We start from the raw sequence: 15,018 nt of genomic DNA, 5'->3' as shown, positions 1-15,018 counted from the left end.
CTCCGTTCGGGGTACTGAAACAACAGGATGTTTCATCATGCGCGTGCTTCCCCCCTTGCTGTTACTCCCTTGCCTGCTGTTGGCCAATGGCTGTACACACCTGGCCAACGATCGCTGGACAGGGAAAGATAAAGCCCAACACTTTGTGGCTTCTGCGGCGTTAGCCGCGGCGGGGGCGGCATATGGCGACCATCGCGATTGGAGCGCGGCGCACAGCCGGGGGTTTGGCTTGTTGTTTTCTATCAGTCTGGGGGCTGGTAAGGAGTTGTATGACAGCCGGGCCGCAGGCACCGGCTGGAGCTGGAAAGATTTCGCCTGGGATGTGGCAGGCGCAGCCACCGGCTACGGCCTGTACCACATCACACGCTAATTTAGAGCTGAATTTCCATCCCTTTGCGGTGCAGGCGCAGTGAAACAATCAGCGCCAGCAAACACATCCCGGACACATACCAGAAGAACGCGTTTTCAAAGCCAAAGGATTTGAGCGACAGCGCCACATACTCAGCCGAACCGCCAAAGACCGCGTTCGCTACCGCATAAGACAGGCCAACACCCAGCGCCCGCACCTCCGGTGGGAACATTTCTGCTTTCAGCAACCCGCTGATGGCGGTATAGAAGCTGACGATCAGTAATGCCACAGTGGTCAGGGCAAACGCCAGGAACGGATTGGTTACGCTTTTCAGGGTTAGCAAAATAGGAACCGTCAGGAACGTCGCTAAAGAAGCAAAGGCGATCATTGAGTTACGGCGGCCAATGCGATCGGACAATGCGCCAATCAGCGGTTGCACCAACATAAACACAAACAGCGAGCCTGTCATGACGGCGCTGGCCAATTTGGCATCCATCCCTGCGGTATTCACCAGGTACTTCTGCATGTAGGTGGTATAGGTGTAGAAACTTAACGAACCACCGGCGGTGAAGCCCAACACCATCAAAAAGGCCTTACGGTTTTTCCATATCCCCTTCAACGAACCGGCATCCTTGTGATTACGGGTTTTGGCATCCGAGGTTTCATTTAACGAGCGGCGCAGGAACAGCGCGACAATCGCCAATGCTGCGCCCAGGCCAAACGGAATACGCCAGCCCCAGGCACGCAGCTCTTCCGTTGACATTACCTGCTGCAGAACGACCAGCACCAACAGCGCCAACAGTTGGCCGCCAATCAGCGTGACATACTGGAATGAGGCATAGAATCCACGGTGGCCCTTAACGGCGACCTCGCTCATATAGGTGGCGCTGGTGCCATATTCCCCACCAACAGACAGCCCCTGGAACAGGCGAGCTACCAACAGCAAAATCGGTGCCCAATAACCAATGCTGGAATATACCGGCAGGCACGCAATGGCCAACGAACCGGCACACATCATGCAGACAGAAATCAGCATTGAGGTTTTACGGCCATGCTTATCAGCGATATAGCCAAACAGCCAGCCGCCGATTGGCCGCATAAAGAACCCGGCGGCGAAGATGCCTGCCGTCTGCAACAGCTGTGTGGTGGCGTTGCCCGCGGGGAAGAACGCCGATGCGAAATAGATAGAACAAAAGGAATAGACGTAAAAGTCAAACCACTCGACCAGATTCCCGGAGGATGCCCCAACGATAGCAAAGATACGTTGTTTCTTATCTTTATCATCCGCAAGAGGACGATCCGCGATACCCGAGGTTGTTTCTGCCATAATATTTTCTCCCGGCCAGACCGGCATTACCGTCCGGCTTCCTGCCTTGTGTTATGTATGTTGTGAATTGCGATTTCTTATTTTTTTGAACATTAACAATTAGCACCGTCGGCAGACGAAGAAAAGCAGAATATTTATTAATTATGCAAATATATACAGCAACAGCGGCATCATGATGAATAAATAAGCAAAAAAACAGAAAAAATAACGCTAAATATGGGGAAAATAAAAGGCAATAAAACGCAAAAAGCCCCGCGCTGATGCACGGGGCTTTCTACTGGATTTGATGCCTGGCAGTGTCCTACTCTCGCATGGGGAGACCCCACACTACCATCGGCGCTACGGCGTTTCACTTCTGAGTTCGGCATGGGGTCAGGTGGGACCACCGCGCTATTGCCGCCAGGCAAATTCTGTTTCATTCCGGCCGTTGTGCACTTTCACACAACCACCAAAACCAATCTGCAAACAAGCCAAAAATCTCTATCAAGTCTCTAAAACACCTTCGGTGTTGTAAGGTTAAGCCTCACGGTTCATTAGTACTGGTTAGCTCAATGCATCGCTGCACTTACACACCCAGCCTATCAACGTCTTAGTCTTAAACGTTCCTTTAGTGGACTCAAGGTCCAAGGGAAGACTCATCTCGAGGCAAGTTTCGCGCTTAGATGCTTTCAGCGCTTATCTCTTCCGCACTTAGCTACCGGGCAATGCCATTGGCATGACAACCCGAACACCAGTGGTGCGTTCACTCCGGTCCTCTCGTACTAGGAGCAACCCCTCTCAATCTTCCAACGCCCACGGCAGATAGGGACCGAACTGTCTCACGACGTTCTAAACCCAGCTCGCGTACCACTTTAAATGGCGAACAGCCATACCCTTGGGACCTACTTCAGCCCCAGGATGTGATGAGCCGACATCGAGGTGCCAAACACCGCCGTCGATATGAACTCTTGGGCGGTATCAGCCTGTTATCCCCGGAGTACCTTTTATCCGTTGAGCGATGGCCCTTCCATTCAGAACCACCGGATCACTAAGACCTGCTTTCGCACCTGCTCGAGCCGTCACTCTCGCAGTCAAGCTAGCTTATGCCTTTGCACTAACCTCCTGATGTCCGACCAGGATTAGCTAACCTTCGTGCTCCTCCGTTACTCTTTGGGAGGAGACCGCCCCAGTCAAACTACCCACCAGACACTGTCCTCACCCCCGCTCAGGGGGCAGAGTTAGAACATCAAACATTAAAGGGTGGTATTTCAAGGTTGGCTCCATGCAGACTGGCGTCCACACTTCAAAGCCTCCCACCTATCCTACACATCAAGGCTCAATGTTCAGTGTCAAGCTATAGTAAAGGTTCACGGGGTCTTTCCGTCTTGCCGCGGGTACACTGCATCTTCACAGCGAGTTCAATTTCACTGAGCCTCGGGTGGAGACAGCCTGGCCATCATTACGCCATTCGTGCAGGTCGGAACTTACCCGACAAGGAATTTCGCTACCTTAGGACCGTTATAGTTACGGCCGCCGTTTACCGGGGCTTCGATCAAGAGCTTCGCCTTGCGGCTGACCCCATCAATTAACCTTCCGGCACCGGGCAGGCGTCACACCGTATACGTCCACTTTCGTGTTTGCACAGTGCTGTGTTTTTATTAAACAGTTGCAGCCAGCTGGTATCTGCGACTGGCTTCAGCTCCGTCCGCGAGGGACTTCACCTACGCGCCAGCGTGCCTTCTCCCGAAGTTACGGCACCATTTTGCCTAGTTCCTTCACCCGAGTTCTCTCAAGCGCCTGAGTATTCTCTACCTGACCACCTGTGTCGGTTTGGGGTACGATTTGATGTTACCTGATGCTTAGAGGCTTTTCCTGGAAGCTGGGCATCAACTGCTTCGCCACCGTAGTGACTCGTCATCACGCCTCAGGGTTAAAGCAGTCCGGATTTACCAGGACTACCCCCCTACACGCTTAAACCGGGACAACCGTCGCCCGGCCAGCCTAGCCTTCTCCGTCCCCCCTTCGCAGTAACACCAAGTACAGGAATATTAACCTGTTTCCCATCGACTACGCTTTTCAGCCTCGCCTTAGGAGTCGACTCACCCTGCCCCGATTAACGTTGGACAGGAACCCTTGGTCTTCCGGCGTGCGGGTTTTTCACCCGCATTATCGTTACTTATGTCAGCATTCGCACTTCTGATACCTCCAGCAACCCTCACAGGCCACCTTCAACGGCTTACAGAACGCTCCCCTACCCAACAACGCCTAAGCGTCGCTGCCGCAGCTTCGGTGCATGGTTTAGCCCCGTTACATCTTCCGCGCAGGCCGACTCGACCAGTGAGCTATTACGCTTTCTTTAAATGATGGCTGCTTCTAAGCCAACATCCTGGCTGTCTATGCCTTCCCACATCGTTTCCCACTTAACCATGACTTTGGGACCTTAGCTGGCGGTCTGGGTTGTTTCCCTCTTCACGACGGACGTTAGCACCCGCCGTGTGTCTCCCGTGATAACATTCTTCGGTATTCGCAGTTTGCATCGGTTTGGTAAGCCGGGGTGGCCCCCTAGCCGAAACAGTGCTCTACCCCCGAAGATGAGTTCACGAGGCGCTACCTAAATAGCTTTCGGGGAGAACCAGCTATCTCCCGGTTTGATTGGCCTTTCACCCCCAGCCACAAGTCATCCGCTAATTTTTCAACATTAGTCGGTTCGGTCCTCCAGTTAGTGTTACCCAACCTTCAACCTGCCCATGGCTAGATCACCGGGTTTCGGGTCTATACCTTGCAACTTGACGCCCAGTTAAGACTCGGTTTCCCTACGGCTCCCCTATGCGGTTAACCTTGCTACAAAATATAAGTCGCTGACCCATTATACAAAAGGTACGCAGTCACCCTGATAAATCAAGGCTCCCACTGCTTGTACGTACACGGTTTCAGGTTCTATTTCACTCCCCTCGCCGGGGTTCTTTTCGCCTTTCCCTCACGGTACTGGTTCACTATCGGTCAGTCAGGAGTATTTAGCCTTGGAGGATGGTCCCCCCATATTCAGACAGGATAACACGTGTCCCGCCCTACTCATCGAACTCACAATCCATGCCTTTTGGTGTACGGGGCTATCACCCTTTGCTGCGCGACTTTCCAGACGCTTCCACTAAGACACAAACTGATTCAGGTTCTGGGCTCTTCCCCGTTCGCTCGCCGCTACTGGGGGAATCTCGGTTGATTTCTTTTCCTCGGGGTACTTAGATGTTTCAGTTCCCCCGGTTCGCCTTGCATGGCTATGGATTCACCATGCAATAGTGTGTCGAAACACACTGGGTTTCCCCATTCGGGTATCGCCGGTTGTTACGCTTCATATCAGCTTACCGACGCTTATCGCAGATTAGCACGCCCTTCATCGCCTCTGACTGCCTAGGCATCCACCGTGTACGCTTAGTCACTTAACCTCACAACCCGAAGATGTTTCCATCATCGGCTGTGCGCTTTTGAGAGACTCGTGAATAATCTTCCGATTATTCATCATTTCAATTTTCAGCTTGTTCCAGATTGTTAAAGAGCAAAATACTTCGCAGCATACTGTCGCCAATATACTCTGAAGTATTATAAATACAGGACCGATATGGTGGAGCTAAGCGGGATCGAACCGCTGACCTCCTGCGTGCAAGGCAGGCGCTCTCCCAGCTGAGCTATAGCCCCATACAGTCTTGCAGAGACCTTTATTCATACCGAGTCAATTCTTTCTCAGACAAGGCATGCGAACGGGAAGTTTACTTCGGTAAACAACCGCGAGCATAACGCAGTATGAGGAAGAATTTGGTAGGCCTGAGTGGACTTGAACCACCGACCTCACCCTTATCAGGGGTGCGCTCTAACCACCTGAGCTACAAGCCTATAAAGGTTTCTCTGCTCGTTACTTTTTCATCAGACAATCTGTGTGGACACTGCACATTTCAATATCGTTCGGTAAGGAGGTGATCCAACCGCAGGTTCCCCTACGGTTACCTTGTTACGACTTCACCCCAGTCATGAATCACAAAGTGGTAAGCGCCCTCCCGAAGGTTAAGCTACCTACTTCTTTTGCAACCCACTCCCATGGTGTGACGGGCGGTGTGTACAAGGCCCGGGAACGTATTCACCGTAGCATTCTGATCTACGATTACTAGCGATTCCGACTTCATGGAGTCGAGTTGCAGACTCCAATCCGGACTACGACATACTTTATGAGGTCCGCTTGCTCTCGCGAGGTCGCTTCTCTTTGTATATGCCATTGTAGCACGTGTGTAGCCCTACTCGTAAGGGCCATGATGACTTGACGTCATCCCCACCTTCCTCCAGTTTATCACTGGCAGTCTCCTTTGAGTTCCCGGCCGAACCGCTGGCAACAAAGGATAAGGGTTGCGCTCGTTGCGGGACTTAACCCAACATTTCACAACACGAGCTGACGACAGCCATGCAGCACCTGTCTCACGGTTCCCGAAGGCACCAAGCCATCTCTGGCAAGTTCCGTGGATGTCAAGAGTAGGTAAGGTTCTTCGCGTTGCATCGAATTAAACCACATGCTCCACCGCTTGTGCGGGCCCCCGTCAATTCATTTGAGTTTTAACCTTGCGGCCGTACTCCCCAGGCGGTCGATTTAACGCGTTAGCTCCGGAAGCCACGGCTCAAGGCCACAACCTCCAAATCGACATCGTTTACAGCGTGGACTACCAGGGTATCTAATCCTGTTTGCTCCCCACGCTTTCGCACCTGAGCGTCAGTCTTCGTCCAGGGGGCCGCCTTCGCCACCGGTATTCCTCCAGATCTCTACGCATTTCACCGCTACACCTGGAATTCTACCCCCCTCTACGAGACTCTAGCCTGCCAGTTTCAAATGCAGTTCCCAGGTTAAGCCCGGGGATTTCACATCTGACTTAACAGACCGCCTGCGTGCGCTTTACGCCCAGTAATTCCGATTAACGCTTGCACCCTCCGTATTACCGCGGCTGCTGGCACGGAGTTAGCCGGTGCTTCTTCTGCGAGTAACGTCAATCGCTGCAGTTATTAACTACAACGCCTTCCTCCTCGCTGAAAGTGCTTTACAACCCGAAGGCCTTCTTCACACACGCGGCATGGCTGCATCAGGCTTGCGCCCATTGTGCAATATTCCCCACTGCTGCCTCCCGTAGGAGTCTGGACCGTGTCTCAGTTCCAGTGTGGCTGGTCATCCTCTCAGACCAGCTAGGGATCGTCGCCTAGGTGAGCCATTACCCCACCTACTAGCTAATCCCATCTGGGCACATCCGATGGTGTGAGGCCCGAAGGTCCCCCACTTTGGTCTTGCGACGTTATGCGGTATTAGCTACCGTTTCCAGTAGTTATCCCCCTCCATCGGGCAGTTTCCCAGACATTACTCACCCGTCCGCCGCTCGCCGGCGAGGAAGCAAGCTTCCTCCCGCTGCCGCTCGACTTGCATGTGTTAGGCCTGCCGCCAGCGTTCAATCTGAGCCATGATCAAACTCTTCAATTAAAAGCTTGATTTGCTAAGTTAATAGCGTGCTCGAAGATTTACTGCATGAATTTTACTTCAGTTAGTCACTCTTCAAGACTTGATATTTTTGTGCACCCGAAGGTGCTGGATATCGTCTTGTGAGTGCCCACACAGATTGTCTGATAAATTGTTAAAGAGCAATGAGTTACGAGACTTGGCTCGTTCACTCGAGGTGGCGTATATTACGCTTTCCTCTTTCAGAGTCAACCCTAAATTTCAGGATTCTCTCTTTTCTTCCCGACCGCCTCGTGAAGTGAATCACTTGCGCCGTGTCGATGGAGGCGCATTATAGGGAGCCGATTCAGAATGACAAGCGATAATCTGCAGTTTTCTTTCAACCGCTCACTATTCGGCCGGAGCGTTTATTAAACCCGCGATTTAATCGCTTTCGGCAAGTCCGCCAGGCTATTTAGCACCCAGTCGGCCAATTCTTCACCCGCTTGCGTCACCGGTTTGCCGGTACGCACCAAAACCTTGGTGCCGACGCCAGCGGCAATCGCCGCCTGCATATCTTCTGGTTTATCCCCCACCATATAAGAGGCGGCCATATCAATATTCAGTTCTTGCTGCGCCTGCAGCAGCATACCCGGCTGCGGTTTACGGCAATCGCACACCTGGCGATACTCTTCGACTGCCGCATCCGGCAAATGTGGGCAGAAATAGATACCGTCGAGATCCACATCGCGATCGGCCAATGACCAGTCCATCCATTCGGTCAACTGCATAAACTGATCTTCGCTAAACTTGCCGCGCGCAATGCCGGACTGGTTGGTCACCAGCACCAGAACATAGCCCATCGTTTTTAATTCACGGCATGCCTCTATTACACCGTCGATAAATTGAAAATCGTCAATTTCATGGACATAACCATGATCTATATTAATGGTACCGTCACGGTCTAAAAAAATAGCTGGAACGCGTTGTGTCACCGGTTTACTCCTGAGGGCCTGAAATCGCCCACAGTATCGCATGTTTTACCCACGGCTGAGAACGCCGGATAATATGCGTGTCCGTTGACTTAGACGTCTAGACACCTTAGCATCGGCCCACATCTTGGTACCAGGCCAAGGTCAACTGTTATCTAGCCACGGGCAACCACGCGACAATTAGAAGAATATGATAAAACTTTCTAACATAACTAAAGTGTTTCAGCAGGGGGCGCACACCATTAACGCGCTCACCGACGTCACGCTTCATGTCCCCGCCGGGCAAATCTTCGGCGTTATCGGCGCATCAGGCGCGGGTAAAAGCACCCTGATCCGCTGCGCGAATATGCTTGAGCGCCCAACCTCCGGCCAGGTACTGATTGACGGCCAGGATCTCACCGCCATGTCTGACAGCGAACTGACGCGTGCACGCCGCCAGATTGGTATGATTTTCCAGCACTTTAACCTGCTGTCGTCGCGCACCGTATTCGGCAATGTCGCCCTGCCGTTAGAACTGGACACGACTCCACGCGCTGAAATCAAAAAGCGCGTCACCGATTTGTTGGATCTGGTCGGGCTGGCGGACAAACACGATGCCTATCCGGCCAACCTGTCCGGCGGGCAAAAACAGCGGGTGGCGATCGCCCGCGCGTTGGCAAGCCAGCCTAAAGTCTTGCTGTGCGATGAAGCCACCAGCGCGCTGGATCCCGCCACCACCCGCTCGATTCTGGAATTGTTGAAAGACATTAATCGCCGCCTGGGCCTGACGATCTTGCTGATCACGCATGAAATGGATGTGGTAAAACGCATCTGTGACCAGGTGGCGGTCATCAGCCAGGGCCGGCTGATTGAGAAAGACACGGTGAGTGAAATCTTTTCGCACCCCAAAACGCCGTTGGCGCAACAGTTCATTCAATCCACCCTGCATCTGGATATTCCCAATGACTATGCCGAGCGCCTCAACCCGGTGCGCACGGGCGACCTGAAGCCACTGCTACGCCTGGAGTTCACTGGCCAATCGGTTGATGCGCCCCTGCTTTCGGAAGCGGCACGCCGCTTTAACGTCAACAACAATATTATCAGCGCGCAAATGGATTATGCCGGCGGCGTGAAATTCGGCGTAATGTTGGCCGAACTGCAAGGCGATGAGGCCGGCACGGCGGCAACCATCCAGTTCCTGCAGGAAAATCAGGTTAATGTAGAGGTTTTGGGGTATGTCTGAAGCAATGATGTGGTTAATGGCGCGAGGCGTATGGGAAACCGTCATGATGACGCTGGTCTCGGGCTTCTTCGGCTTTGTGCTTGGCCTGCCGGTCGGTGTTCTGCTGTATGTCACCCGCCCGGGGCAGATTGTCGCCAACAACACGCTGTATAAGGTGCTGTCTGGGCTGGTTAACATTTTCCGCTCGATTCCGTTCATTATCCTGCTGGTGTGGATGATCCCCTTTACCCGCATGATTGTCGGCACCTCTATCGGCCTGCAGGCGGCCATCGTGCCGCTGACCGTCGGCTCCGCGCCCTTTATCGCCCGCATGGTGGAAAATGCCCTGCTGGAAATCCCCTCCGGCCTGGTTGAAGCGGCGCGCGCCATGGGCGCAACACCGATGCAAATCATCAAGAAGGTTCTGCTGCCGGAAGCGTTACCCGGTTTGGTGAACGCTGCTACCATCACGCTCATTACGCTGGTAGGCTATTCGGCGATGGGCGGTGCGGTCGGCGCCGGCGGGCTGGGGCAAATCGGTTACCAATACGGTTATATCGGCTACAACGCGACCGTAATGAATACCGTATTAGTGCTACTGGTTATTTTAGTGTATCTGATTCAGTTTTGTGGTGAACGCGTCGCCAAGGCCGTTACCCATAAATAAGCTCATAGCAAACACGCAACGTATCTACCCAAAATAATTCGAGTTGCAGGAAGGCGGCAACGCAGCGACTCCCCAGGAGCTTACTGGAGTAAGTGACTGGGGGGAGCGACAAATCTGCCGGGAGCAGATTTGAACGCTGTTAGCAGCGGCCCCGAAGGGGCGAGGCCCAGGGATGGGCCGAGTAACCAAGCCAACACACCTGCAACTTGAAGTATGAAGGGTATACATACGAGTCTAATTGAGGAAGGAATATGTCGTTAAAATTTAAATCCATTGCGGCAATCGGCGCACTGATCGGTACTCTGGCTCTGGCCGGCTGTGGGCAAGATGAAAAAGATCCGAACCATATCAAAGTGGGGGTGATCGTCGGTGCGGAACAGCAGGTTGCCGAAGTAGCGCAAAAGGTTGCGAAGGAAAAATATGGCCTGGACGTAGAACTGGTGACGTTCAACGACTATGTGCTGCCAAACGAAGCGCTGAGCAAAGGCGATATCGATCTTAACGCCTTCCAGCATAAGCCTTACCTGGATCAGCAGATCAAAGACCGTGGTTACAAGCTGGTTTCCGTCGGCAACACCTTTGTTTATCCAATCGCCGCCTACTCCAAAAAAATCAAGTCGCTGTCTGAACTGCAAGACGGTGCGCAGATCGCCCTGCCAAACGATCCCACCAACCTGGGGCGTTCACTGTTGCTGCTGCAGAAACAAGGCCTGATCAAGCTGAAAGACGGCGTCGGCCTGTTGCCAACCTCACTGGACGTGGCCGAAAACCCGAAAAACCTGAAGCTGGTAGAACTGGAAGCACCGCAGTTGCCGCGCTCACTGGACGATCAGCAAATTACGCTGGCCATCATCAACACCACCTATGCCAGCCAGATTGGGCTGACGCCGGCCAAAGACGGCCTGTTTGTTGAAGATAAAGACTCGCCGTATGTGAACCTGTTGGTTGCCCGCGAAGATAATAAAGACGCGGAAAACGTAAAGAAATTTGTACAAGCTTACCAAACGGATGAAGTTAACGAAGCAGCCAACAAGATTTTCAACGGCGGCGCGGTGAAAGGCTGGTAAGCCGGTTATTCACTTTTATACTCTAAATAATTCGAGTTGCAGGAAGGCGGCGACGCAGCGAGTCCCCAGGAGCTTACTCCAGTAAGTGACTGGGGTGAGTGAGGAAAGCCAACACACCTGCAACTTGAAGTATGACGAGTATAGGCGTTTTATTGTAAGGCGGGCTTAGGCCCGTCTTGTTATTTCCACCATAGCTTGCTTCAATAGCGCCACTTTATATAAAAAGGCAGAGGAATTTCTATGCGTGTTTTACCTCTCTGTTTGTTCGCGCTTACGTTGAGCGGTTGCTCCATGCTGCCCGGGGGCTCTACCCCAGCAAACAAGACCAGCAAACCCGCTGCTACCAGCAGCAGTGCCCCGGCTAAAACGGCATCGGCACCACGCCCGGCACCGGTAAAGCTTTATAAGAATGCAGAAGAATTAGTTGGCAAGCCCTTCCGCGATCTGGGCGAGGTTTCCGGTGAATCATGCCAGACGACCGCGCAAGATTCGCCGCCGAACCTGGCAACGGCGCGCAAACGCATGCAGATCCGCGCTTCCTACATGAAAGCCAATGCCGTGTTGCTGCACGACTGCCAAATCATCAGCGGTGTGGCAGGTTGTTACCAACAGGCCGTTTGCCAAGGGTCGGCGCTGAACGTTTCCTCCAAATGACAGCGTTTCATTTCAACCAGATAGGCACCATTCGCTCACCGTATAAAGAGAAATTTGCCGTTCCCCGCCAGCCAGGGCTGGTGGAGGATGGCGGCGGTGAGCTGGTGCTGTTACCGCCGTACAATCAGGCAGAAGCGGTGCGTGGCCTGGACGATTTCAGCCACCTGTGGCTGATGTTTGTTTTCCATCAAACGATGGAAGGCGGCTGGCGGCCAACGGTTCGGCCACCGCGCCTGGGCGGCAATGCCCGCATGGGCGTGTTCGCCACCCGCTCCACCTTCCGGCCAAACCCGCTCGGCATGTCCCTGGTGGAATTGAAAGGCATCCGTGCCCAAGGGGGAAATGTGGTGTTGGAGCTCGGCAGCCTCGATCTGGTTGACGGCACGCCGGTGATCGATATCAAGCCCTATCTGCCGTTCGCCGAAAGCCAGCCCCAGGCCCGCGCGGGCTTTGCCAAGGAAGCGCCGGCCGGCGATATGCCGGTTTATTTTTCGCCCCAGGCGGAGCAGCACCTGCAACTGCACCAACGGCGCTATCCACAGCTGCGCCGTTTTATCACCCAGGTGTTGGCGCAGGATCCGCGCCCGGCCTACCGGAAAAACGAAACGGCCGAGCGAGAATATGCCGTCTGGCTGCTGGATTTCAACGTGCGTTGGCGGGTGGTTGATCGGCAAACTGAAGTGCTGGCCCTGGAGGCCCGTTAAAATTCCTTCCGCTCTCTTTTGGCGGCCGGCTCACGCTGGTAAACTAAACCACTTTTATTTTTTTCGGCTGCCATGCTGACAGCCCGATGCTACTTGCTGTTCTAACGGAACCAAAACACCATGCGTACTAGCCAATACCTGCTCTCCACCTTGAAGGAGACACCTGCCGATGCCGAAGTGATCAGCCACCAACTGATGCTCCGCGCCGGGATGATTCGCAAGCTGGCCTCCGGTCTTTATACCTGGTTGCCCACCGGCCTGCGCGTTCTGAAGAAAGTTGAAAACATCGTTCGCGAAGAAATGAATAACGCCAATGCGATCGAAATCTCGATGCCGGTAGTGCAGCCCGCGGATTTGTGGCAAGAAAGTGGGCGCTGGGAACAGTACGGCCCGGAACTGCTGCGCTTTGTCGATCGCGGCGAACGCCCGTTTGTGCTGGGCCCAACGCATGAAGAAGTCATTACCGATCTGATCCGTAACGAAATCAGCTCATACAAACAGCTGCCGCTAAACTTTTTCCAGATCCAGACCAAGTTCCGTGACGAAGTCCGCCCACGCTTCGGCGTAATGCGCTCGCGCGAGTTCCTGATGAAGGATGCTTACTCGTTCCACACCTCACAGGAATCGCTGCAGGCAACCTACGACGCCATGTATGCCGCTTACAGCAAGATCTTCAGCCGCATCGGCCTGGATTTCCGCCCGGTGCAGGCAGATACCGGTTCGATCGGCGGCAGCGCTTCGCATGAATTCCAGGTGCTGGCGGATAGCGGTGAAGACGATATCGTGTTCTCCACCGGCTCCGATTACGCAGCCAATATCGAGTTGGCTGAAGCGGTCGCCCCGGCAGAACCGCGCGCGGCAGCCACAGAAGCATTGCGCCAGGTTGATACGCCGAACGCCAAAACCATCGCCGAGTTGGTTGAACAGTTTAAATTGCCGATCGAAAAAACGGTGAAAACCCTGCTGGTTCGCGCCAAAGAAAACAGCGGCCACCAGTTAGTTGCACTGCTGGTACGTGGCGATCACGAACTGAACGAAGTGAAGGCGGAAAAACTGCCGCAGGTGGCTGCACCGCTCACCTTCGCCAGCGAAGAAGAAATCCGCGCCATTGTAGGTGCCGGCCCTGGCTCCCTGGGCCCAATCAACATGCCGCTGCCGGTAGTGATTGACCGCAGCGTAGCGGCAATGAGCGATTTCGGCGCCGGCGCCAATATCGACGGCAAGCATTACTTCGGTATTAACTGGGAGCGCGATTTGCCGCTGCCGCAGGTTGCCGATATTCGCAACGTGGTCGAAGGCGACGCCAGCCCAGACGGCAAAGGCACCTTGCTGATCAAACGCGGGATTGAAGTTGGCCACATTTTCCAGTTGGGCACCAAGTATTCGGAAGCCCTGAAGGCAACGGTACAAGGCGAAGACGGCCGCAACCAGATCCTGACCATGGGCTGCTACGGCATCGGCGTGACCCGCGTGGTCGCAGCGGCGATTGAGCAAAACCACGACGATCGCGGCATTATCTGGCCAGACGCTATCGCGCCTTTCCAGGTGGCGATTCTGCCAATGAACATGCACAAGTCCTTCCGCGTGCAGGAACTGGCGGAAAAACTGTACGCTGAACTGCGTGCCCACGGCATCGACGTGATCCTTGACGATCGTAAAGAGCGCCCAGGTGTGATGTTCGCGGATATGGAGTTGATCGGCGTGCCGCACTCTATCGTGATTGGCGACCGTAACCTTGACAGCGACGAGATCGAATACAAGAACCGCCGCATTGGTGAAAAACAGATGATCAAAACCGGCGAGATCATTGATTTCCTGCTGGGGCAGATTGCACGTTAATCGGTAAAAACCCACTGCCCTCTGGCGGTGGGTTAACGCTGACAACAACAACCCGCCGCGGCGGGTTGTTTTTTATCGTTACGATGCGCTGTCGCAGTGCTTAGCGTTATCGAACACCGCATTGCCATCCGGCACCAGCGCCTTGTGCATCTGCCCGTCTTCTGTTGATGGCTGAGTGCTAAAATGGCCATCAAGCATCAAAAACACCGGTTCGCCTGCGGCCTTGCGGGCCCTGGCATATCCCTGTTCCAGGCTGACGTTGTTATTGATAGGAAAAGTTTTACCGGTGACACAGTCTTTAAAGATCGCCGCATCGGCCATGTAGGTGTAGCTGCCTTTCAGCGCCATCGGGGTGCTCGGCAGTTTCTTTTCAACCGGCGCCAACTGGTAGTTCAACGGCGAGCGAATAGGCACACCGCTTTGATCAAGCATTTCCAGGTTTTTACCCAGCGGGCGGAAATAGCGCTTATCCCCGTTGCTGCCGGTTAGCACCAGTTTATCTGCGGTGCGTTCCCATTTGCCGTACTCGGCAAAGGTTTGATCGCCATCTTTCGTCTCGCGATAGGTTTCCTGCAGCACAAAGGTACCGTCGGTATCCAGATACAGTAACGTATCCAAACCGCTACAGTCGGCGCAGGGCAATACCCCCTGATAGCTTTGCTGCATCGGCTGGAGCGGCTGCTCTTTAGGTTGAAAGTGGTTATTACATCCCAGTAATGAAAGTGCGCCCGCTGCTAAAAACAGGGCAACTGATATATTCTTCACAGTTTTTCTCCTACTG

At 53.8% G+C, this 15,018-nt stretch carries 10 protein-coding genes, 2 tRNA genes and 3 rRNA genes; 7 read left to right on the top strand and 8 right to left on the bottom strand.

Features of this window, described 5'->3' with window-relative positions; genetic code table 11:
• Window positions 1-37 precede the first annotated feature (37 nt).
• On the top strand, window positions 38-370 hold the full coding sequence (locus tag ACN28Q_RS17365; protein ID WP_095847482.1) for a YfiM family lipoprotein: 333 nt from the start codon (window positions 38-40) through the stop codon (window positions 368-370).
• Window position 371: 1 nt separating this feature from the next.
• On the opposite strand, the gene ACN28Q_RS17360 is transcribed toward ACN28Q_RS17365, so the two are convergent.
• The 7 genes from ACN28Q_RS17360 to gmhB form a co-directional block, all read right to left on the bottom strand.
• A complete protein-coding gene (locus tag ACN28Q_RS17360) occupies window positions 372-1,676 on the bottom strand; it encodes an MFS family transporter (RefSeq protein WP_095849076.1) in 1,305 nt (434 codons plus the stop codon).
• A 288-nt stretch (window positions 1,677-1,964) separates the two neighbouring features.
• A 5S ribosomal RNA gene (gene rrf, locus ACN28Q_RS17355) occupies window positions 1,965-2,080 on the bottom strand.
• Between the two features lie 108 nt (window positions 2,081-2,188).
• Window positions 2,189-5,098 (bottom strand): 23S ribosomal RNA (locus ACN28Q_RS17350).
• Window positions 5,099-5,272: 174 nt separating this feature from the next.
• Window positions 5,273-5,348 (bottom strand) — tRNA-Ala (locus tag ACN28Q_RS17345).
• A 118-nt stretch (window positions 5,349-5,466) separates the two neighbouring features.
• Window positions 5,467-5,543: transfer RNA gene (locus ACN28Q_RS17340), tRNA-Ile, on the bottom strand.
• A 73-nt stretch (window positions 5,544-5,616) separates the two neighbouring features.
• Window positions 5,617-7,158, bottom strand: a 16S ribosomal RNA gene (locus tag ACN28Q_RS17335).
• Together the 16S, 23S and 5S rRNA genes with 2 tRNA genes alongside form the textbook arrangement of a ribosomal RNA operon.
• A gap of 386 nt (window positions 7,159-7,544) precedes the next feature.
• Window positions 7,545-8,108 carry a D-glycero-beta-D-manno-heptose 1,7-bisphosphate 7-phosphatase gene (gene gmhB, locus ACN28Q_RS17330; RefSeq protein ID WP_095847481.1) on the bottom strand — a complete coding sequence of 188 codons (564 nt, stop codon included), beginning with the start codon at window positions 8,106-8,108 and terminating at the stop codon, window positions 7,545-7,547.
• Between the two features lie 187 nt (window positions 8,109-8,295).
• Between gmhB and metN the strand changes: the two genes are divergently transcribed.
• The 6 genes from metN to proS all read left to right on the top strand — a co-directional run bounded on the left by metN (window position 8,296) and on the right by proS (window position 14,237).
• On the top strand, window positions 8,296-9,327 hold the full coding sequence (gene metN / locus ACN28Q_RS17325; RefSeq protein ID WP_095847480.1) for a methionine ABC transporter ATP-binding protein MetN: 1,032 nt from the start codon (window positions 8,296-8,298) through the stop codon (window positions 9,325-9,327).
• Window positions 9,320-9,973, top strand: a complete 654-nt coding sequence (locus ACN28Q_RS17320; protein ID WP_095847479.1) for a methionine ABC transporter permease MetI — start codon at window positions 9,320-9,322, stop codon at window positions 9,971-9,973. The genes metN and ACN28Q_RS17320 overlap by 8 nt, the downstream gene beginning before the upstream one ends.
• A gap of 251 nt (window positions 9,974-10,224) precedes the next feature.
• Complete coding sequence (locus ACN28Q_RS17315; RefSeq protein WP_095847478.1) at window positions 10,225-11,040, top strand: MetQ/NlpA family lipoprotein; 816 nt, start codon at window positions 10,225-10,227, stop codon at window positions 11,038-11,040.
• 240 nt (window positions 11,041-11,280) lie between these two features.
• Window positions 11,281-11,694 (top strand): envelope stress sensor lipoprotein RcsF, encoded by a 414-nt coding sequence (gene rcsF, locus ACN28Q_RS17310; RefSeq protein WP_095847477.1) that lies wholly within the window; start codon window positions 11,281-11,283, stop codon window positions 11,692-11,694.
• Window positions 11,691-12,398, top strand: coding sequence for a tRNA (N6-threonylcarbamoyladenosine(37)-N6)-methyltransferase TrmO (gene tsaA / locus ACN28Q_RS17305; protein ID WP_095847476.1), 708 nt, complete (start codon window positions 11,691-11,693; stop codon window positions 12,396-12,398). Before rcsF ends, tsaA begins: the two co-directional genes overlap by 4 nt.
• Before the next feature lie 120 nt (window positions 12,399-12,518).
• The gene (proS, locus tag ACN28Q_RS17300; RefSeq protein ID WP_095847475.1) at window positions 12,519-14,237 is read left to right on the top strand and encodes a proline--tRNA ligase; all 1,719 of its coding nucleotides are present in this window, start codon (window positions 12,519-12,521) and stop codon (window positions 14,235-14,237) included.
• Between the two features lie 78 nt (window positions 14,238-14,315).
• On the opposite strand, the gene nlpE is transcribed toward proS, so the two are convergent.
• Window positions 14,316-15,002 carry an envelope stress response activation lipoprotein NlpE gene (nlpE, locus tag ACN28Q_RS17295; RefSeq protein ID WP_095847474.1) on the bottom strand — a complete coding sequence of 229 codons (687 nt, stop codon included), beginning with the start codon at window positions 15,000-15,002 and terminating at the stop codon, window positions 14,316-14,318.
• Between the last annotated feature and the right edge of the window lie 16 nt (window positions 15,003-15,018).

It is taken from the genome of Gibbsiella quercinecans, from assembly GCF_002291425.1.
Taxonomy (GTDB): domain Bacteria; phylum Pseudomonadota; class Gammaproteobacteria; order Enterobacterales; family Enterobacteriaceae; genus Gibbsiella; species Gibbsiella quercinecans.
Note: the sequence above shows the minus strand (reverse complement) of the source record. Positions and strands in the feature narration are given on the sequence as shown.